Annotated in this window: 19 protein-coding genes; 9 read left to right on the top strand and 10 right to left on the bottom strand. The window is 66.3% G+C overall.

Features of this window, described 5'->3' with window-relative positions:
- Positions 1-15: 15 nt before the first annotated feature.
- Positions 16-1,872 carry an ABC-F family ATP-binding cassette domain-containing protein gene (locus FIV09_RS08000; RefSeq protein WP_152452452.1) on the bottom strand — a complete coding sequence of 619 codons (1,857 nt, stop codon included), beginning with the start codon at positions 1,870-1,872 and terminating at the stop codon, positions 16-18.
- Positions 1,873-2,072: 200 nt separating this feature from the next.
- Between FIV09_RS08000 and ndk the strand changes: the two genes are divergently transcribed.
- Positions 2,073-2,495 (top strand): nucleoside-diphosphate kinase, encoded by a 423-nt coding sequence (gene ndk / locus FIV09_RS08005; protein WP_152449492.1) that lies wholly within the window; start codon positions 2,073-2,075, stop codon positions 2,493-2,495.
- 79 nt (positions 2,496-2,574) lie between these two features.
- Here the strand turns inward: ndk and FIV09_RS08010 are convergent, their stop codons facing one another.
- Genes FIV09_RS08010 through FIV09_RS08025 form a run of 4 tightly spaced genes read right to left on the bottom strand, consistent with a single transcriptional unit; the run spans position 2,575 to position 4,728 of the window.
- Entirely contained in the window at positions 2,575-2,964 is a 390-nt protein-coding gene (locus FIV09_RS08010; protein ID WP_152449493.1) for a DUF4112 domain-containing protein, read from the bottom strand.
- Positions 2,961-3,134 carry a YqaE/Pmp3 family membrane protein gene (locus FIV09_RS08015; RefSeq protein WP_152452453.1) on the bottom strand — a complete coding sequence of 58 codons (174 nt, stop codon included), beginning with the start codon at positions 3,132-3,134 and terminating at the stop codon, positions 2,961-2,963. Before FIV09_RS08015 ends, FIV09_RS08010 begins: the two co-directional genes overlap by 4 nt.
- A 53-nt stretch (positions 3,135-3,187) precedes the next feature.
- A complete protein-coding gene (locus FIV09_RS08020; protein ID WP_152449494.1) occupies positions 3,188-3,544 on the bottom strand; it encodes a TfoX/Sxy family DNA transformation protein in 357 nt (118 codons plus the stop codon).
- Positions 3,541-4,728: a pyridoxal phosphate-dependent aminotransferase gene (locus tag FIV09_RS08025; protein WP_152449495.1), complete on the bottom strand. Its 1,188-nt coding sequence runs from the start codon at positions 4,726-4,728 to the stop codon at positions 3,541-3,543. The genes FIV09_RS08020 and FIV09_RS08025 overlap by 4 nt, the downstream gene beginning before the upstream one ends.
- Positions 4,729-4,967: 239 nt before the next feature.
- On the opposite strand from FIV09_RS08025, the gene cysS reads away from it, so the two are divergent.
- The 3 genes from cysS (at position 4,968) to FIV09_RS08040 (ending at position 9,173) form a co-directional block, all read left to right on the top strand.
- Entirely contained in the window at positions 4,968-6,332 is a 1,365-nt protein-coding gene (gene cysS, locus FIV09_RS08030; protein ID WP_152449496.1) for a cysteine--tRNA ligase, read from the top strand.
- A 413-nt stretch (positions 6,333-6,745) separates the two neighbouring features.
- Positions 6,746-8,386, top strand: a complete 1,641-nt coding sequence (gene cimA, locus FIV09_RS08035; protein WP_152449497.1) for a citramalate synthase — start codon at positions 6,746-6,748, stop codon at positions 8,384-8,386.
- Positions 8,387-8,396: 10 nt separating this feature from the next.
- Positions 8,397-9,173 carry a squalene/phytoene synthase family protein gene (locus FIV09_RS08040; RefSeq protein WP_152449498.1) on the top strand — a complete coding sequence of 259 codons (777 nt, stop codon included), beginning with the start codon at positions 8,397-8,399 and terminating at the stop codon, positions 9,171-9,173.
- A 24-nt stretch (positions 9,174-9,197) separates the two neighbouring features.
- Here FIV09_RS08040 and FIV09_RS08045 read toward each other — a convergent pair whose 3' ends face one another.
- Positions 9,198-10,403 carry an MFS transporter gene (locus FIV09_RS08045; protein WP_152449499.1) on the bottom strand — a complete coding sequence of 402 codons (1,206 nt, stop codon included), beginning with the start codon at positions 10,401-10,403 and terminating at the stop codon, positions 9,198-9,200.
- An 83-nt stretch (positions 10,404-10,486) separates the two neighbouring features.
- On the opposite strand from FIV09_RS08045, the gene FIV09_RS08050 reads away from it, so the two are divergent.
- The 4 genes from FIV09_RS08050 (at position 10,487) to FIV09_RS08065 (ending at position 13,182) form a co-directional block, all read left to right on the top strand.
- Entirely contained in the window at positions 10,487-11,149 is a 663-nt protein-coding gene (locus tag FIV09_RS08050) for a precorrin-6A/cobalt-precorrin-6A reductase (RefSeq protein WP_152449500.1), read from the top strand.
- Positions 11,125-11,760: a DNA-3-methyladenine glycosylase gene (locus tag FIV09_RS08055; RefSeq protein WP_152449501.1), complete on the top strand. Its 636-nt coding sequence runs from the start codon at positions 11,125-11,127 to the stop codon at positions 11,758-11,760. The genes FIV09_RS08050 and FIV09_RS08055 overlap by 25 nt, the downstream gene beginning before the upstream one ends.
- Positions 11,757-12,422 carry an alpha/beta hydrolase gene (locus tag FIV09_RS08060; protein WP_152449502.1) on the top strand — a complete coding sequence of 222 codons (666 nt, stop codon included), beginning with the start codon at positions 11,757-11,759 and terminating at the stop codon, positions 12,420-12,422. Before FIV09_RS08055 ends, FIV09_RS08060 begins: the two co-directional genes overlap by 4 nt.
- Positions 12,423-12,597: 175 nt before the next feature.
- Complete coding sequence (locus FIV09_RS08065) at positions 12,598-13,182, top strand: HNH endonuclease (RefSeq protein ID WP_152449503.1); 585 nt, start codon at positions 12,598-12,600, stop codon at positions 13,180-13,182.
- A 279-nt stretch (positions 13,183-13,461) separates the two neighbouring features.
- Here FIV09_RS08065 and FIV09_RS08070 read toward each other — a convergent pair whose 3' ends face one another.
- The 4 genes from FIV09_RS08070 to FIV09_RS08085 form a co-directional block, all read right to left on the bottom strand.
- Entirely contained in the window at positions 13,462-13,986 is a 525-nt protein-coding gene (locus tag FIV09_RS08070) for a polymer-forming cytoskeletal protein (RefSeq protein ID WP_152449504.1), read from the bottom strand.
- Positions 13,976-15,286 (bottom strand): M23 family metallopeptidase, encoded by a 1,311-nt coding sequence (locus FIV09_RS08075; protein WP_152449505.1) that lies wholly within the window; start codon positions 15,284-15,286, stop codon positions 13,976-13,978. Before FIV09_RS08075 ends, FIV09_RS08070 begins: the two co-directional genes overlap by 11 nt.
- A 180-nt stretch (positions 15,287-15,466) precedes the next feature.
- Positions 15,467-16,297: a ferritin-like domain-containing protein gene (locus FIV09_RS08080; protein WP_152449506.1), complete on the bottom strand. Its 831-nt coding sequence runs from the start codon at positions 16,295-16,297 to the stop codon at positions 15,467-15,469.
- A 35-nt stretch (positions 16,298-16,332) separates the two neighbouring features.
- The gene (locus FIV09_RS08085) at positions 16,333-16,794 is read right to left on the bottom strand and encodes a peroxiredoxin (RefSeq protein ID WP_152449507.1); all 462 of its coding nucleotides are present in this window, start codon (positions 16,792-16,794) and stop codon (positions 16,333-16,335) included.
- A gap of 104 nt (positions 16,795-16,898) precedes the next feature.
- Here FIV09_RS08085 and FIV09_RS08090 point away from each other — a divergent pair, with 104 nt between their 5' ends.
- Positions 16,899-20,222 (top strand): DUF3971 domain-containing protein, encoded by a 3,324-nt coding sequence (locus FIV09_RS08090; RefSeq protein WP_152449508.1) that lies wholly within the window; start codon positions 16,899-16,901, stop codon positions 20,220-20,222.
- Positions 20,223-20,252 lie beyond the last annotated feature (30 nt).

Below are 20,252 nucleotides of genomic sequence, written 5' to 3' on the forward strand. Positions count from 1 at the left end.
AGCGCCGGGGAGGTGTCAGGCCGCCTCGGCAGCGTCGAGCTTCTCCTGCGCCTGCATCCAAAGCGCTTCGGCCTTTTCCAGCCCTTCCATCACCTCGGCATATTTCTTGTTCCAGGTGGCGAGCTGATGTTTCTGGGCGTCCTCGTAGAGCGCGGGATCGGCGAGTTTCTTGGCCAGTTTCTCGCGCATCTCCTCGATCTTCTGAACCCGCGCTTCGCATTTGCGGACGTCCGAGCGCAGGGCGAGGATCGCATCCCGAGAGGGTTTCGGAGCCTTCGGGGCCTCGGCCTTGCGCGGCTTCTGCGCGGGTTTGTCGGGCTCCAGAAGCGTGCGGCGGTAGGCGTCGAGATCCTGATCGTAGGGTTTGACCGTGCCGTCCTTCACGATCCAGAGCCGGTCGGCCACGAGGCTGAGAAGATGCATGTCGTGGCTGACGAGGATCACCGCGCCGGTATAGGCATTGAGCGCCTCCATCAGCGCTTCGCGGCTTTCGATATCGAGGTGGTTCGTCGGCTCGTCGAGAATGAGCATATGCGGCGCATCGAGCGTGGCCAGCAGGAGCGACAGCCGCGCTTTCTGGCCGCCCGAAAGGCGCCCCACGGCGGTTTCGGCCTGAGCGGCCAGCAGCCCGAACCCCGCCAGGCGCGCGCGCAGCTTCGAGGGATGCTCACCTGGGCGTTCGCGCTGGAGGTGCTGCAGCGGGGTTTCGTCCACGTGCAGCTCATCGACCTGGTGCTGGGCGAAGTAGCCGACGCGCAGTTTCGAGGCCTGCGTGCGCTTGCCGGTAAAGAGCGGCAGCCGCTCGGAGAGCAGTTTCGACAGGGTCGACTTGCCCTCGCCGTTGCGGCCCAGAAGCGCGATGCGGTCGTCCTGGTCGATCCGAAGATCGAGCCGCGACAGGATCGTCGTGTCGCCATAGCCCGTGGCCCCGCCTTCGATATGCACGATGGGCGGCGACAGCTCTTCGGGTTCGGGGAAGGTGAAGACCTGCGTTGCGGCATCCTCGGGCAGGCGGATCGTGTCCATCTTCTCGATCATCTTGACGCGGCTCTGCGCCTGCTTGGCCTTGGAGGCCTTGGCCTTGAAGCGGTCGACGAAGCTTTGCAGATGCGCGCGGCGGGCGTCCTGCTTCTTGGCCTGCGCCATCAGGTTGGCGCGTTTTTCGGCCCGCTGGCGGGCGAACTGGTCATAGGGGCCCTGATAGAAGGTCAGCTGCTTTTCCGACAGGTGCAAGATGCCGCCTACTGCGCGGTTCAGAAGACCGCGGTCGTGGCTGATGACGATGACGGTGTGCGGATAGCGCGCGAGATAGCTTTCAAGCCAGAGCGCACCTTCGAGATCGAGATAGTTCGTCGGCTCGTCGAGCAGGAGAAGGTCAGGCTCGGCGAAGAGCACGCCCGCCAGCGCCACGCGCATCCGCCAACCGCCCGAGAAGGCCGAACAGGGCATGTGCTGCTGCGGCTCGTCAAAGCCGAGACCCTTCAGGATCGCGGCGGCGCGGCCCTCGGCGGACCAGGCATCGATATCGGCAAGACGGGCCTGCACCTCGGCGATGCGGTGGGCATCGGTCGCGGTTTCCGCCTCTTCCATCAGCGCGGCGCGTTCGGTATCGGCCTGCAGCACGGTCTCGAGAAGCGATGTCTCCGAGGAAGGCACTTCCTGCGCCACACCGCCCACGCGGGCCCCGCGGGGCAGGGTGATCTCGCCGCCATCGAGGGTCAGCTCGCCCCGGATCAGCTTGAACAGCGTGGTCTTGCCCGTGCCATTGGCGCCGACAAGGCCCACCTTGTGGCCTTCGGGGATCATCGCGGAGGCTTCCTGCAGGAGCGGGCGGCCTTCCACGGAATAGGAGATGTCCTGAATATTCAGCATGGCGGCGCGATAGCAGAGCGCGGGCACCGCGAAAAGGCGCGAATGGCAGGCTGAAACCTGGGCGTGATCGGCGCGGCGCATGGATCAATCCACCAAGCCCGCGCTTCGCATGTTTTCAACCCGACGAGGCCGTGATATGCGCGCCGCCAGTTACATTCCGGGACGGCCATCCGCCCTCCCGCCAGAGCAAGAGGCTAGACATGGCAACCGAACGCACGCTTTCGATCATCAAACCCGACGCGACCAAGCGCAACCTCACCGGCAAGATCAATGCCAAGTTCGAGGAAGCGGGTCTGACCATCGTGGCGCAGAAGCGCATCCAGCTGACCAAGGCGCAGGCCGGCGAGTTCTACAAGGTGCACGCAGAGCGTCCCTTCTATGACGAGCTGTGCGAATTCATGGCCTCCGCACCGGTCGTGGTGCAGGTGCTCGAAGGGGAAGGCGCCATCGCCAAGAACCGCGAAGTCATGGGCGCCACGAACCCCGCCGATGCCGAAGCGGGCACCATCCGCGCCGAGTTCGCCGAGTCGGTCGGTGAGAACTCCGTGCACGGCTCCGACGCGCCCGAGACCGCCAAGGAAGAGATCTCCTACTTCTTCGCAGGGCTCGAAATCGTCGGCTGATCGCGCGGCGACAGTTTGAAATAGGAAAGGGCACCGAAATTCGGTGCCCTTTTTCTTTGCTCAGCTATTGCGCGTGGTTTCAGGCCACGGGCGCGGTCCCTGCGGGGGCGCCGTGCCGGGCTTCGATATGCTCCCGCAACAGGCGTGCATTCTTCGAGTTGGACTTGAAGCCCACGTCGAAGATATCGCCCGCAAACGGCACGAGGCCGACCAGCCAGTCGATGACGATATTCCAGATCATCTTCACCAGAAGCGATGTGGGCACGCCCATGCGCCGCGCGGTGGCCACAATATAGGCGGCGGGCAACAGGGCCACCGTGTCGCCGATACCGGGAATGAGTCCGATCAGCGAATCCCAGCCAAAGCGGATGCGCGTGCCGGGCAGGCGGAAGGCGCGGTCCATCGTCCGCGCCAGCCGCTCTATCCGGTCGACCCGGTCGAAATCACCTTGTCGGTCGGGCAGGCTCATGCGGTGCGCGGACCGGTCTTTGCGATGATCCAGACGGCATGCACGATGCCGGGGATATAGCCCAGGAGCGTCAGCAGGATGTTGAGCCAGAAATGCTTGCCGAGGCCGACCTGAAGGAAGACGCCGAGCGGCGGCAGGATGACGGCGAAAATGATGCGAATGAGGTCCATGTCATAGCCTTTCATGCCAAATGCGTTGCTGACATAACGTGGCTGTGAGCGGGCTAGTTCCGATCTTCCGTAGATCTGCGCGGACGGGTGCCCATCGCGTCAAGCGCATCGGAGAGGTCAGATGGCAACCCGTCCGCATCCGCGCGGGGGGCGGCCATCAGCGCATCGAACCGTTTGCGGAAGGCAGCCTTCTCATCGCCCTTGAGGTCATTCCAGGGTCGGCCCTGCAATGCCATGTGCAGCGCGTAATAGCCGATGAAATGGGGCCGCGTTCCTGCGGCGACCATGCGCCTGTAAGCCTCGTCGCCGCCCAAGGCGCGCAAAGCCGCGGCGCTGTCAATGCCCGCGCGAGCACAGGCCGTCTCCATCGCTGCCCCGAGACCGCGGATCGAGGAGACGGGCGCGCTCATGCCAGCGCTGTGGCCTCGGCGGCAAACTCCGCCAGCCGGACGAGGGCGGCCTCGAATGCCGCATCCTCCACCGTCATGGCCACGCGGACATGGCCCGCAGCCGCCGCGCCGAAGCTTTCTCCGGGCATCACCGCAATCCCGGCCTCATCCAGAAGCCGCGTCGCGAAATCGGTGCCGGACATGCCCGTAGGACGGATATCGAGCATGAGATACATCGCCCCCTGCGCGGGCAGCAGCGTAAGAGCGGGCGCGTCTGCCAGGACCCGCTCGGCGATGGCACGGCGGCGGGAGAAGGGCGCTGAGACCTCGGTCTCGAGCGTGTCGCCTGCGCGCAGCGCGAAAAGCGCCGCATCCTGGATGAAGCCCGGAACCCCGTAGGTCGTGACCGTCGCCAGATCGATGAGATGCGCGATGGCGGCTTCCGGCCCGATCATCCAGCCCAGCCGCGCCCCGGTCATGGCATGGCCCTTGGACATAGAGCCGATGACCAGCGTGCGCTCCGCCATGCCGGGCAGGGCGCGCGGGCTGAGATGCGTGCCCTGCCAGATCTGACCCTCATAGACCTCGTCCGACAGGATCCAGAGGTCGCGGGCCCGGGCCACCTCGGCGATGCCCTCGAGCGTGGCGCGGGGATAGACCGCGCCGGTGGGATTGTTCGGCGTGTTGATCAGGAGGGAGCGCGCGCCGGTCTCGGCGGCGGCGGCGTCCAGATCGGCGGGATCGGGCAGGAAGCCCGCCTCGGACCGCGTCTCAACGGGCACGGCACGGGCGGAGGCGGCGCGGATCGTGCCGGGATAGGTCACGTAGAAGGGATCAACATAAAGCGCCGCATCGCCCGGCGCGCAGACCAGCATATGCGCCGCGAAAAGCCCCGCCTGGGCGCCCGGCGTGACCAGTACGTTCTCGGGGCCTGTGGCGACACCCGTCCGCGTCTGCACCCGGTCGGCAATGGCCGCTCGCAGCCCGTCCGTTCCGGGCACGGCGGCGTAGCCCGTATGCCCGCCGCGCGCCGAGCGGTGCATCGCGTCGAGGATGGCGGGATCGGTGCCGATGTCATGCTCGCCGATGGTCAGTTCGGTCACCGCCTCGCCCGATGCGGCCATGGCGCGGGCTCGGTAGAACACCTCCCACCCATCGGAGCCGCCTGCGTTCATCTGTGTAATGCGAGGGGCGATCTGTGGCATGGGCTCTCCGGTCATCTGCGTGTCCGGGCCGTAATGCCCCGCCGCGCCGCGCGGGACAACACCCGAGAGACTTGCCAAAACGCGTCCGCGCGGTTACGCCCCTCGCATGAGCACGGCACGCATCACCCCCTGTTGCATTATCCGCTGAACTTCCGGCGGGCCGTCTTTTCCTTTCCCAGAACATGACGCGACCTGGACCCGCCCCACGGCACGACGGGATCCAAAGGCTTGAGGCACGTATGGAACTGAGTTTCACCAACACCAAGACGCGGCGGAAAGAGCCGTTCACGCCGATCGATCCCGACAATGTGCGGATGTATGTCTGCGGGCCCACGGTCTATGACCGGGCGCATCTGGGCAATGCGCGGCCCGTGATCGTGTTCGATCTGCTCTACCGGCTGTTGCGGCATGTCTACGGGGAGGAACACGTCACATACGTGCGCAACTTCACTGACGTCGACGACAAGATCAACGCAAGGGCCGCCGAGAGCGGACGCTCGATCGGGGAGATCACCGAGGAGACGATTGGCTGGTATCTCGACGATATGGGCGCAGTCGGCGCGCTCGAGCCCACGCATATGCCGCGCGCGACGAGGTACATTCCCGAGATGGTCGCGATGGTCGAGGACCTGATCGCCAAGGGTCACGCCTATGCGGCCGAGGGCCATGTGCTCTTCGCGGTGGAGAGTTATGAGGATTACGGCAAATTGTCTGGCCGCGCGGTCGAGGACATGATCGCAGGCGCGCGGGTCGAAGTGGCGCCCTACAAGCGCAACCCGATGGATTTCGTGTTGTGGAAGCCGTCGGAGGAGGGGCTGCCGGGATGGGAGAGCCCTTGGGGGCGGGGGCGTCCGGGCTGGCATATCGAATGCTCGGCCATGGCGGATGCACTTCTTGGGGCGGAGTTCGACATCCACGGCGGCGGCAATGACCTGATGTTCCCGCACCACGAGAACGAGATCGCGCAAAGCTGCTGCGCGCATGAAGGCGGCGGATTTGCACGGGTGTGGCTGCACAACGAGATGCTGCAGGTCGAGGGCAAGAAGATGTCCAAGTCGTTGGGCAACTTTTTCACCGTGCGAGACCTGCTCGATCAGGGCGTGCCGGGCGAGGTGATCCGCTTCGTGATGCTGTCCACCCATTACCGCAAGCCGATGGATTGGACCGATGTGAAGCGCCGCGAGGCGGAGGCGACGCTTCGAAAGTGGCGGGCGATGTGCGACGGTATCGAGGCCGGCACGGTCCCGGATGGGGTGGTGTCGGCGCTGGCGGATGATCTCAACTCTGCAGGGGCGCTCACCATCCTGCGGCAGGCGGCGAATGACGGTGATGCGGCTGCGCTGAAGGCCGGTGCGCAAATGATGGGGCTGTTGACGGACGCCCTGGGCGGTTGGGACGCCGCCCCGGAGGCTGATTTGTCGAGTTTGGAAATGTCGCTCACCAATGCGCGGGCTGCGGCGATGGAGACCAAGGATTTCACCGAGGTGGACCGGCTCAAGTCGGCGCTTGTCGCGGCGGGCGTCGAGGTGCGCATGTCGAAGGCGGGGGTGGAACTGGTGGCGGGGCCGGATTTCGATGCGGGCAAGCTCGATGGGATCGTTTGAGTTAGCGTTCGTAGGAGGAAGCCCGTTGACGCGAAGTCGACATGTAGGGTGGGTGAAAACCCACCATGTAAGGGAGAAGACGTAATGCGCGTGACGGTGGATATGTGCAGCGCCCGGCCCCCGCGGGGCGGGGTCGGGCTGCGCGATTTCGGACCCCAAAGCATTGACGGGTCGGCGGCAGAGACGACTTCGCCAGAAGCGCCCGCCCCGTGGGGGGGCGGGTCGGGCGCTGTCTCGATTGCGGGCAATCGAGACATTGTTGCGCGTGCGTCGAACCAAGAGATGTCATCGTCGGGCTTGACCCGACGACCTCGCAACGCAGCGAAAGCCAAGGATGATCATCTCCTCGGGTCAAGTCCGAGGATGACCGCTTTCCGTTCGACCTGGCGCGCCATCCTGCCGGAGGTCCGCCCATGACCGACCGCCTCTACCTCTACGACACCACGCTGCGCGACGGGCAGCAGACGCAGGGCGTGCAATTCTCCACGCCAGAGAAGCTGAAGATCGCAGGCGCGCTCGACGCGCTCGGGCTCGATTACATCGAGGGCGGCTGGCCCGGCGCCAACCCCACCGACAGCGCATTCTTCGAGGCCGCCGAGACCAAAGGCGCCACGATGACCGCCTTCGGCATGACGAAGCGCGCGGGCCGCTCGGCGGAGAATGACGACGTGCTGGCCGCCGTGCTCAACGCCGGCACCAAGGCGGTTTGTCTCGTCGGCAAGAGCCACGATTACCACGTCGAAACCGCACTCGGCATCACGCGCGAAGAAAACCTCGACAACATCCGCGCCTCCATCGCCCATTGCGTGGCGGAAGGGCGCGAGGCGCTCTTTGATGCGGAGCATTTCTTCGACGGATATGCCTCCGATCCCGGCTATGCGCGTTCCTGTCTTGAGGCCGCTCTTGAAGGGGGCGCGCGCTGGGTTGTGCTCTGCGATACCAATGGCGGCACGCTGCCCCTGGCGATCGGCGATGTCGTGGCGGACCTGATCGCGCAGGGCATCCCCGGCGACCGGCTGGGCATCCACACCCATAACGACACCGAAACGGCGGTGGCCGGATCGCTCGCGGCCGTCGATGCGGGCGCGCGGCAGATCCAGGGCACGCTGAACGGGCTGGGCGAGCGCTGCGGCAACGCGAACCTCGTCTCGCTTCTGCCCACGCTTCTGTTGAAGGCGCCCTATGCCGACAGCCTCGAGACAAGCGTCAGCCGCGACGCGCTCAAGGATCTCACGCGGATCAGCCGGATGCTGGATGATGTGCTTAATCGCGTGCCGATGAAGCAGCTGCCCTATGTGGGCTCCTCGGCCTTTGCGCATAAGGCGGGGCTGCATGCCTCGGCGGTGATCAAGGCACCGGACCTCTATGAGCATGTCGATCCCGGCGCGGTGGGCAATGCGCGGATCGTGCCGATGTCGAACCAGGCCGGGCGGTCGAACCTGAAGCGGCGTCTGGCCGAGGCGGGGATCGAGGTGGCCGAGGACGACCCGCGGCTGGCGCGCATTCTCGACCGGGTGAAAGAGCGCGAGGATGAGGGCTATGCCTATGACACGGCACAGGCTTCCTTCGAGCTTCTGGCGCGCGAGGAGCTTGGGCTGATGCCGCAATTCTTCGAGGTCAAGCGCTACCGCGTCTCCGTCGAGCGGCGGAAGAACAAGCGCAACCGCATGGTGTCCTTGTCCGAAGCGGTCGTGGTGGTGAAGGTCGATGGCGAGAAGAAACTGTCGGTCAGCGAGTCGATGGACGAGACCGGATCGGATCGCGGCCCCGTCAACGCGCTGTCGAAAGCGCTCGCGAAGGATCTCGGGCGCTACCAGGAGATGATTGAGGATATGCGCCTCATCGACTTCAAGGTGCGGATCACTCAAGGCGGGACCGAGGCCGTGACCCGCGTGATCATCGACAGCGCGGACGGGCAGGGGCGGCGCTGGTCCACGGTGGGCGTGTCGGCGAATATCGTCGACGCCTCCTTCTCGGCGCTCATCGACGCGGTGAACTGGAAGCTCTGTCGCGACGTGGCGGATGCGCCTTCCCGCGCGGCGATCCCGGCCTAGCTGGGCCGTCATGGAATTTGATGATGATCTGATCGCCTGCGCCGCGCTGGTGGAGCGGGGCGACCCCGCCCGTTTCCGCGCTGTCATGGCCGCGCCGGTGCCCGCCCGCGCTCGGCTTTTCCCGATCTATGCCTTCAACCTCGAAGTGGCGCGCGCGCCCTGGGTGACCTCGGAAGCGATGATCGGCGAGATGCGCCTGCAATGGTGGCGCGACGCGCTGGCCGAGATCGCGGCAGGCGGCATGGTGCGGCGGCACGAGGTGGTCACGCCGCTCGCCCTGTCGCTGGCACCGGGCATGGCCGAGCGGCTGGATCTGTCCGTGGGGGCGCGGCGCTGGGATCTCTATCGCGACGCCTTCGAGGATCAGGCGCATCTGGAGCGATATATCGAGGAGACGGGCGGATTGCTTCTGGAAGCCGCTGCCTCGGCGCTGGGATTCGTGGATGGCGCCGTGGCGCGGGATGCGGGCTATGCGGCGGGGCTCGCGGCCTTTCTGCGCGCGGTGCCGGAGCTGGAAGCAAAGGGCCGCCGCCCGCTGGTCGATGGGCGCCCCGCAGCCGTGGCTTCCCTTGCCAAAGGGGGCCTTGAGCGGCTGAAGCGTGCGCGAGCCGGGCGCGGGGCGGTCTCCTCCGAAGCGGCACCAGCCTTTCTCGCGACCTGGGAGGCCGAGCCGATCCTGAAACTCGCGGCCCGCGATCCGGCCCGGGTGGCGGATGGGACGCTGGAGTTGAACCCCGCGCGCAGTGCCGCGCGGCTGGCCTGGATCCGCGCGACGGGGCGCTGGTAGCGGCCGCGCGGGTCACTTGACGGCCTATTCGGCGGCTTGTGCGCGGGGCCGGAGCGCCAGCCAGATCAGAGCGGCACCAGCCAGCGTCAGAAGCGGGATCATCGCGATATTGACCGCCGCCCAACCGGCCTCCGCCGTCCCGCCGGAGCAGTTCATCAGCCCGCCCGAAGAGAGCGACGCGAAGGTCACGCCGCCGAAGACGATCACGTCATTGAGGCCCTGCATGCGGCCACGCTCCTCGGGGCGGTGGCTGCCCGCAAGCATCGTGGTCGCGCCGATGAAGCCGAAATTCCAGCCGATGCCCAGAAGGACGAGCGCCACGTAGAAGTTCTCGAGCTCGACGCCTGCAAGCGCGACGACGCCTGCCGCGGCCAGGATGGCCAGGCCCGCACCCATGATCTTCTCCACGCCGAAGCGCGCGATCAGATGGCCGGTGAAGAACGAGGGCACATACATCGCCAGCACATGCGCGGAGACGATATTGGCCGCATCCGCCTTGTCATATCCGCAGCCCACGACCGCAAGCGGGGTCGAGGTCATCACGAGGTTCATGAGCGCGTAGGAGACCATGGCGCAGATCACCGCAACGGCGATGCGCGGAGTCTTCAGAAGCTCGATCCGGCTGCGGCCCACGGGGCTGTCCGCGGCGGGCGGGGCAGGCTTCGGAATGTCGAGGAAGATGAACAGGAACGCGCCCAGCACGTTGACCGCGATCACCGCGAGATAGGTGCCGATGAAGGGGATCACATAGGCATCGGCGGTGAATTTCACCACCTGAGGCCCGATGATCGCCGAGACGAGCCCGCCTGCCAGCACGTAGGAGATCGCTTTCGGGCGGAACGCCTCGGACGCGGTATCGGCGGCGGCAAAGCGGTAGAAGTTATGCGCGGCGAAATAGACGCCCGTGAAGAGGCTGCCCACGAGGAATATCGGGAAGGAGGCGAGGTAGAGCCCGTAGGCCCCGATCAGGCCGCCGAGCGCGCCCCCGGCGGCGCCCACAAAGAAGCCGGCTCGGCGCCCGAAACGCTGCATGAAGGACGACAGCGGCGAGGCCGAGAGCATAGAGCCCAGGATGATGAGCGAAATGGGCAGCGTCGCGAAACAGACATTCGAGGCGAGCGATTGCCCGGCCAAACCGCCAATGGTGAAGATCATCGGCATCTGCGCGCCAAGCACCGCCTGCGCGGCGACCAGGACGGCAACATTGCGTTTTGCGCGGGTCTGTTCCATTCCGCCTTGCTAGACGGGGCCGGACGCGGCGGCAAGAGCGTGCGTTCGCGGAGTGGGTTTGCGAATGTGCGGGGCAGGGGGCAATGACGGGGGCGGAGATCGGGATCGTGACCGGAAGTGCGGAGGCCGAGGCCCTTGTGCGGCATCTGCCGGATGCGCGGATTCTGCGGCCCGGCCGGGTGGAGGGTGCCGCGCTGGACGGTCTGCGCGCGCTTGTGGACGGGGCGCATCCGTTCGATCACGCCACCCATTGGCAGCTGCACCGCATGGCGGAAGCGCGGGGTTTGCCTGTCGTGCAATTGCGCAGGCCGGGCTACCGGCGGCAGCGCGGCGATCATTGGACCTACCTGCCGAATATCCGCTCGGCGGCGCAGCTCATCCGCGCGGATGCGCGCGTCTTCGCCACGACGGGCGGCGAGGATCTGGCGGCCCTTCGGCGTCTCAAGGCGCGGCTGTTCATTCGGCGCAGGGCCGAAAGGCCCGGGCCCTGTCCGCTGCGCGGCGCGGTTTATCTCGGCGGCGCCGGGCCCTTCGGCATCGCGCAGGAAATGCGGCTGATGCGCCGATACCGCATCGATTGGCTCATCACCCGTGACGCGGGCGGCACGGGCAGTTATCCCAAGCTTGCAGCAGCGCGACGCTTGGGGATTCGCGTGGCGCTGATCGCGCGGCCCGCAGCCCCGCCGGGGCCGATTGCGCGCACAGCCGAGGAGGCAATGTCATGGCTTACCAGGGCCGGATCATAAGGACCGAGGATTGCGTGGCCGAGGGCGCGGACTTCCTCTGTCGGGCCGAGCCGCGCTTTGCCACCGCGCTTGCAGAGACCGGCAAGCTGCCGCTTCGGCGCAATCCCGACGGGTTCGGCCAGCTTCTGTCGGCCATCGTGAGCCAGCAGGTTTCGGTGGCGTCTGCGCGCGCGATCAAGGCGCGGCTGGAAGCGGCGGGCTATCTCGACGAGGCCGCAATCCGGGGCGCGACCGAGGAAGACCTGCGCGCCGTGGGCTTGTCGCGGCAAAAGGCGCGCTATGCCAAGGCGCTTGCGGAGGCGGAGATCGATTTCGACGCCCTGCGCGACGCGCCGACCGAAGAGGTCGTGGCGACGCTCACGCAGGTGAAGGGAATCGGCGTCTGGACGGCGGAGATCTATGCGATGTTCTCGCTGGGCCATGCGGATGTCTTCGCCCCGGGCGATCTGGCCTTGCAGGAATCCGCGCGGCTGCTCTTCGATCTGCCCGAACGGCCCAAGGAACGCGCATTGCGCGAGATGGCGCAGGATTGGTCGCCCTGGCGGTCGGTTGCAGCCCGCGCGCTCTGGGCCTACTACCACGTAGCTAAGGATCGAGAGGGAATTGCATGACGCGGGTGTTGCAAGCCGAACGGAAAGAGCCGCAATCGGGGGAGACGCGCTCCGTCGTGGTGTTCCTGCATGGATACGGCGCGAATGGCGCGGACCTTCTGGGCCTGGCTGATCCCCTGGGTGAGCATCTGCCCGACACGCTCTTCGTGGCGCCCGACGCGCCCGAGGCCTGTGCGGGCGCACCCTTCGGCTTCCAGTGGTTCCCGATCCCCTGGATCGACGGATCGAGCCAGGAGGACAGCGAAGCGGGCATGCTGGCCGCAGCCGAAGATCTCAATGCCTTTCTCGACACGCTGATGGTCGATGAGGACGTGATGCCCGAACAGGTCGCCGTGTTCGGCTTCAGCCAGGGCACGATGATGAGCCTGCAGGTCGTGCCGCGCCGCGAAGACGCGGTGGCGGGCATCGTGGGCTTCTCGGGTCGGCTGTTGCGGCCGGAACTTCTGGTCGACGAGGCCGTGGTGCGCCCGCCCGTGCTGCTGATCCATGGCGATCAGGATGACGTGGTGCCGCCGCAATCCCTGCCCGAGGCCGCGGAGGCGCTGCAGAAGGCCGGCTGGAGCGAGGTCTATGCCCATGTCATGAAGGGCACGGCTCACGGGATCGCCCCCGATGGCCTTGGCGTGGCCCTCGCGTTCCTGCGCGACAAGTGCAACTTTTGAGCACCCGGCGGTCCGTCACACAGCCGTTACCCGCATCCGCTAGGTCTTTGCCGGACCACTAGCCATGCGAGGCTTGTCAGAAGCCCAACGCGATATATAGTGGTCGTGAAGCTGGGGCGGGTCTCCCCGCTCTGGTGCTTGCGAGGGGCAGACAGGGCGAGGAACGAGTCAGGCGATGGATGGCGATTTCAGAACGCATTTCGTACGTGAACCGGGCAGCTTGCGGCAGCATCCCGCGCTTGTCCTGAACGCGGATTACAGGCCGCTCTCCTATTATCCGCTGAGCCTGTGGCCATGGCAGGAGGCGGTGAAGGCCTCGTTCCTGGACCGGGTGGATATCATCGCCGAATATGACGAGGTGGTGCGAAGTCCCTCCATGACGCTGAAGATACCCAGCGTTGTCGTCCTGAAAGATTACGTCAAACCTCAAAAGCGCGTGGCCTTCACGCGCTTTAATTTATTTCTGAGGGACGAATTTCGCTGCCAGTATTGCGGATCGAAGGGGGATCTGACCTTCGATCACGTAGTCCCACGCGCCAGCGGCGGCGTGACGAGCTGGGAGAACGTGGTCGCGGCCTGTGCCCCGTGCAACCTGAAGAAAGGCGCCAAGGCGCTGCACCGGTCGGGCCTGTCCCTGCGCAAGCCGCCACGCCAGCCCGGCGCGGAAGAGCTGCGCAACATGGGGCGGAAATTCCCGCCGGGCCATCTGCATGAAAGCTGGCTGGATTTCCTCTATTGGGACGCGGAGCTCGAGGCGTGATCGTTTGGGCCTGACCTGATTGGCGGCCCGATCCCGGCATCGAGCCGGGACCGGCCCGACGAGAGGCCGGCCTCTCGTGCTCTCCGACGTTTTCGGGAAAGATGAAGCAGGGGCGGGGCGCGGTTCGGTCCGAGCGTGGCGCGGGCGCCCGGGTGCAGGGTCCGAGGTCGGCCAAACAAGTCGCGTTCGGGATGCCTGGCGCGACGGATCGGTCGGGATAAGAAAAAGGCCGCTCGGGGAGCGGCCTTTGCGGTGAGCTGAGATCCCGGATTGTGGGGGTCAGGATTGCGCTTTCTGGGGCGCGGGAGCTGCCTGCTGCTGCGGAGCTGCGCCGCCGCTTTTGCCCTTGGTGGAGAGCGGATCATCCTGACGCTGCACGGAGCCTTCGAAATGGGCGCCCGACTCGATGGCGATGGTCTTGTGGATGATGTCGCCTTCGACCCGCGCGGTCGCGGTCAGGCGGACCTTGAGGCCCCGGACGCGACCCACGATGCGGCCGTTGATCACCACGTCATCGGCGATGACCTCACCCTTGATCGTGGCGGATTCACCGATGGTCAGAAGATGCGCGCGGATGTCGCCTTCGACGGTGCCTTCGACCTGGATGTCGCCGGTCGTCTTGAGGTTGCCCGTCACATGCAGGTCTGCGGACAGGGTCGATGCGGGCGGCTTGGCCTTGGGCGCCGACGGTTTGAAGTCCGATTTGTAATCGGGTGCCGCGGGGCGCGCGCTGTCTGCCTGTGCCGCGGGCTTTGCATCCTCTGCCTTCGGGGCAGGGTCGTTGATCTTGCTTTTAGAAAACATCGTTCGCAGCCTTGATGTAGGTCATGGGGTTCACGGGTTTCCCACCGACGCGCACTTCGTAATGCAGATGCGTGCCGGTAGACCGTCCGGTGTTCCCCATAGCAGCAATCTTCTGACCGCGCGAGACCCTTTGACCGACCTGAACGTGCAGTTTGGAATTATGTGCGTAGCGGGTCTCGATTCCGAACTCGTGCTGGATCTTCACGAGCCGCCCGTAACCCGATTGCCAACCCGCATGGGTGACGACGCCATCGGCTGTCGAATAGATCGGCGTGCCGTGCGGTGCAGCGAAATCGGTGCCCGCGTGCAACCGGCCCCAGCGGCGCCCGAACCCGGAGGTGAAGCGGAACGGATCCTTCAGCGGGGAGGCAAACGGCGCCTTCTCGGCCGCGATGCGATAGAGGTTCAACCGGTCCATCTGACCGAGGATGTTGTTGGCGCGCTCGGCTTCCTCGGAGGGCTCCTCGCCGCGGGTGGAGAAGGAGAGTGGTGTCAGCGGACCGCCTTGGCCGGAATAGCCGCGGCGCACTTGGTTCAGCACGTTGTCGGGATCCATGCCCGCGGCCTTGAACATCTTGTCGAGCGGCTTGACCGACACGGTCATCGCCTCTTCGAGCTGACGGAAGATCATGTCGTTCTTCTCTTCCATCAGGCGGATCTCGGTCGCCATCTCGTCGGCGCGGATCAGAGCGTCCTGGGCGTCGGCAACGACCTGGTCGCGCTCCTCTGCGGTGCGGGAGAGCGCGTCCGTGAGGAAGGCCACGGTTTCGTTGTCGGCCTCGTCGGAGGCGAGCACGGTGCCGCCTTCCTCGATCTGGCCGCGCAGGGCGGCATATTTGTCGCGAACCGCCTCGCGCTCCTTGATCGTGGCGCCGAGGGTCGATTGCACGAGATCGAGGCCGGTGCGCAATTCGCGCGCGGTATTCTGCGTCTTGAGCAATTCGGACTGCATCATCGAGACCTGCTCGAGTGCGGCGTTGAAGCGCTCCTGCGCGGCGCGGGCTTCGGCGGCGCGGGCATCCCGCTCGTTCGACAATTCGTTGAGGCGCTGTTCGTAGCTTCGCTGGTCCCGCAGGGCCTGATCGCGGAAGCTGCCCGCACCGATCGAGTCCATGAGCATCACGGCGGTCGCGATGATCGTCCAAGCGATCACGGCCCCGCCGCCGAGCGCGGCAACGGCCTGCGTTTCGGATCGCAGGCGGATGAACCGTGTATCGGTCTCCGATTTCAGAAAGAGTCTACGTTCAGGAAAAATGCGCTCCATGGCTGAATGGAGCTTGATCGCAATCTGCGTCCGCACGTGTCTATCCTCTATCCCGTCCCAATCACGGCGCTCGTTTCCCCAAACCGGCACCTTGGCAAACGGGGTACTTAGTCCTTCGATGGATCGCAACTTTTTCGATCACGCATGGGTGTGAAACGGCCCAAAAGCCGGACTTTTGGCAATAATCCGCCGATGTTTTCGGGGCTTAACCGGATGTTAGCGGTCGCGAGCACTGCCCGATTGATGTGCAAGCGGCCAGTAGAAGTCGGGTGCAAGCCCCGCCTCGGCGCGCTTTTCCTCGTTGAAGGGCGGCTTCAGCGCGCCCTTGAAATAGTGGCGCACGAGGCGCTGGAACTCGGGTGTGGGATCGATCCCGCCCGCGCCGCAGAGATAATGAAACCATTTCGAGCCGTAGGTGACATGGCCCACTTCCTCGGCATAGATCGTCTCGAGCGCGGCCACCGCCTCCTTGGCGCCTGCCTTGCGAAAGACCTCGATCATGCCCGGGGTGACATCGAGGCCGCGCGCCTCCAGCACCATGGGGACCACGGCCAGCCGGCCTGCGAGGTCGTCAACCGTGTCCTCGGCTGCGCGCCACATCCCGGCATGGGCGGGCAGGGCGCCATAGAAAGAGCCCGCCGCCTCGAGGCAATCGCACATGAGATTGAAATGCTTGGATTCCTCGTCCGCGGCTTTGACCCAATCGTCGTAGAAGCCGGGCGGCATCTCGATATGGGCGAAGCGCGGGATGATGTCCCAGTGTAGATCCACGGCATTGAGCTCGATATGGGCGACCGCGTGCAGGAGCGCGATCCGGCCCTCGGGGCTGCCCGGTCGGCGGCGCGGCACGTCGCGCGGATCGAGAAGGGCCGGCGCCTCGGGGCGGGCGGGGCGCAAGGGCGCCGCCGCGCGGCCCACGGGCAGGCGCTGCCCGGCATCGCGGGCGGCAAACCAGCGCGACGCATGGGCGCGCGATTTTGCGGTCTTCTCGCGGCCATCCGCCGTTGTCAGGACATCGACGGCCATCTCGGCCAGGGTGTCGGGCATAGGAGGCGTCCTTTCGTCTTCCTCCCATCCGCCTATCAGAGCGCTTTCGCGGCCTCCAGCACCGCATCGGCATGACCGGGTACCTTCACTTTGGGCCAGGCCTCGGCGATCTTGCCTTCGGCGTCGATCAGGAAGGTCGACCGCTCGATCCCCATGAAGGTCTTGCCGTACATCTTCTTCTCCTTCCACACGCCGTAGCGTTCGCAGACATCGCCCTCGGCATCCGACAGAAGCGGCACGGTGAGCGACTTCTTGGCCATGAACTTGTCGTGGCTGGCGATGCTGTCTTTCGACAGGCCGAAGACCTTGACGCCCAGCTCCTCGAAGGCGGGCAGGAGGCGGGTGAAATCCTCGTTCTCCTTGGTGCAACCGGACGTGTCGTCGCGCGGGTAGAAAAACAGCACGACCGGGCTGCCCTTGAGATCCGCAAGGCTGACCTCCGTATCGCCGGTGGCGGGCAGGGTGAATTCGGGGGCTGTATCGCCGGTCTGCAGCATGGTCACTCCTTTATCGGTCAAACGTAAAACCCGGTTTTGCATGGGCCGGGTGGATGGGATACCTCTGTCGTGATGAAGGGTAACGCAGGCGGGGCGCGCTTCCAGTGGTGAATGAGCCTGAGCAGGATCGCCGCCGTTCCGTGGGCGCGCGGGCCGCGCGGTTCGGCGGATGGACCTTGGGGCTTCTGGCCACGGTCGCGGCGGCGCTTGCATTGATCCTCTGGTCGGCCCTCGACCGTCCGCTCAACGCGCCGGACTGGCTGCGCAAGGAGGTCGAGGCCCGGATCGACCGGGCGCTTCCGGGCTTCGATATCGGCTTTTCCGACCTTCGCTTCCAGGTTCTGAGCGAAGGCCTCGTGCGGATCGGGCTCAGCAATGTCACCGTGGCGACAGATGCAGGCGAGCAGGTGGGCGCGCTGACCGAGATACGGGCGGGCCTGTCCGCGCGGGCGCTCGTGTCGCGGCAATTGGCGCTGCGCGAGGCGCAGGCCTCGGGGCTGTTCCTGAGCCTCGAGCGTGACCGGACGGGCGCGCTCAGCCTTGGGCTCGGTCTTGGGCCGCGGGAGAGGCCGCGCCCCGATCTGCCCACCGTTCTGGCTCAGGTGGACCGCGCGCTCAATGCGCCGCTTTTGTCCGGGCTGGACGAGGTGACGCTCGATGCCATCACGCTGCGCTATGACGATGCGCGGGCGGGCCGCGGATGGACCGCCGATGGCGGGCGCATGGTCGCGCGCAGGCAGGACGGGCGGCTGCGCCTCGAAGGGGATGTGGTCCTCCTGGGCGGCGCGGCGGGGCTGGCCAATGTCACGGTCAGCGCCGAGAGCGATATCGGCGCGCAGGATCTGAGCTTTGCTCTGAGCCTCGAAAACCTCGCCTCCACCGATATCGCGACGCAAAGCCCGGCCCTTGCGTGGCTCGGTGCGCTTCGGGCGCCGATTTCGGGCGATCTCGGCGGATATCTCGACAGCGACGGCACGCTGGGCGGGCTCGACGTGGTGCTGGCCATCGATGCAGGCGCGCTGCAACCCAATCCCAACGCCGAGCCCGTGGAGTTCGCCAGCGCGCGCACGTCCTTTTCCTTCGCGCCGGAAAGCCGGATCCTGCAATTCTCCGAGATCGCCGTGGACAGCGCGGTGGGCCGCGCCCGGGCGGAGGGGCAGGTATCGCTGCAAGGCGGGCGGATCGGGCCCGGGGATACGGGGCTGGAACCTGCGTCTTTCGTGGGTCAATTCACGCTGTCCGATCTCGCGGCCAATCCTCGCGGGCTGTTCGAAGCACCGATCGAGATCGCGGAGGCGGAAACGGATCTGCGCCTGAGCCTCGATCCCTTCTCGCTCGATATCGGGCGGCTGCGCATCGTCGACGAGGAGGTGCCCTTGCGCGCCAAGGGCCGTGTGTCGGCCGGCCCCGAGGGCTGGGATGTCGCGCTGGACGCAACGCTTGCGCGGACCGATCCCGCATCGCTGGCGCAATACTGGCCCGCAGCGCTCGCGCCACAGACGCGCGACTGGTTCACCACGAATGTCATGGGCGGTGCGGTCCGGGATGCGCAGATCGCGCTGCGGCTCGATCCTGCATCGGGACGCCTCGACCGGCATATCGACCTGCGCTTCAAGGATGCCGAGGTCCGGTTCGCGCAAACCTTGCCTTCCATCGAGGCCGCGGACGGGCAATTGGTGATCGCGGGCGAGCGTTTGACCGTCATGCTGGAGCGCGGGCAGGCGGTTCCGCCCGAAGGCGGGGCCGTGGATGTGTCAGGCTCGTCCTTCGTCATCGCCGATACCGGGCAGAAGCCTGCGACCGGTGACATCCGGTTGGCCACGCGCTCCAGCGTGACCGCGCTTCTGTCCTTTCTGGACCAGGAGCCGCTGCGGCTCATGGCGCGGGCCGAGCGGTCCCCGGACCTGATCGAAGAGGGACAGATCACCGCTGAGGGCCGCCTGACATTGCCCCTGAAAAGCGGGATCCAGTTCTCCGATCTGACCATCGACCTTGCGGGCGAGGTGACCGGGGCGGAAAGCAGCCAGGTCGTGCCGGGGCGCGTCTTGCGGGCAGAGCGGCTGGCGGTGCGCGTGACGGAAAGCGCGCTCGAGGTTGCAGGCGATGCGTCCCTTTCGGATGTGCCCGCAAGCGGCACGTTCCGCCTGCCCATCGGGGAGGCGGTCACCACACCGGCGACCGTCACCGCGCGGATCGCGCTTTCCGATGCGGCGGCCCGAGCCTTTGGCGTGGCATTGCCCTCAGGCCTGCTGAGCGGCTCGGGCTCGGGCGATTTCGCCATGAGCCTGCCGCGGGACGGGGCGCGGCCGCGCTTCACGCTGTCCTCGGATCTGCGCGGCCTTGCGTTGTCGGTTCCGGCCCTGGGCTGGCGGTTGGGCGCGCAGCAAAGCGGACGGTTCGAGATCGCGGGCCGCCTCGGCTCCCAAGTCACGCTGGACGGGCTGTCGCTGTCGGGGGCGGGCCTGTCGGCGCAGGGGAACGTGATCCTGACCGAAGCAGGCGGGTTCCGCAGGTTGGAATTGCCGCAGGTGTCGCTCGGCAATTGGTTCGACGGGGCGGTCACGCTGATTGCGCGGGGGGCCGGGCAGGTTCCGGCCATCGTCGTCAGCGGCGGGCGGCTGGATCTGCGCCGGGCGACATTCGGCACGGGCAATGGCGGTGGCGGCGGAGGCGGATCCGGTGGCTTCCCGCTCAGCGTGGCGCTGGACCGGCTCGTGGTGACCGAGGGCATCGTCTTTCGCGATCTGGAGGGCGATTTCCAGGTGACGGACGGGCTGAACGGGCGGTTCCGCACCGGGATCGTAGGCAAAAGCACGCGGCTGACCGGAGCGGCGCGCCCCCAGAACGACGGCACGGCGATCCAACTGCAATCGGACGATGCGGGCGCGATCCTCGAGGCGACGGGCCTCTTTCAGAACGTTGATGACGGCACGCTCGATCTGACGCTCATTCCGGTGCGCGGCGCCACGGGGACCTATGACGGAAAGCTGCGAGTGCGCGAGGCCCGGCTGCGCGAAGCGCCGGCCCTTGCCGCGATGCTCGATGCGGTCTCGGTGGTGGGGCTACTCGACGAATTGAACGGGGCCGGCATCTATTTCACCGATGTTCAGGCCGATTTCCGGCTGACCCCCCGGCAGGTGATCCTGCGGCAATCCTCGGCGACGGGGCCCTCCATGGGAATCTCGGTCGACGGCTATATCGACCTTGCCACCAAGGCGCTCGATCTGCAGGGGGTGTTCTCCCCGCTTTATTTCATCAACGCGGTGGGTCAGGTGCTGACGCGGCGCGGCGAGGGGCTCTTCGGGTTCAACTTCAACATCGACGGGACGGCGGATCAGCCGAGGGTTGCGGTCAATCCGCTTTCGGTGTTCACCCCCGGCATGTTCCGGGAGATCTTCAGGCGCCCGCCGCCCTCGACCGGGAACTGAACCACGATCATTCGCAAAGTGCCGGAGCGC

The sequence above is a fragment of the Roseivivax sp. THAF197b genome, from assembly GCF_009363255.1.
GTDB lineage: Bacteria > Pseudomonadota > Alphaproteobacteria > Rhodobacterales > Rhodobacteraceae > Roseivivax.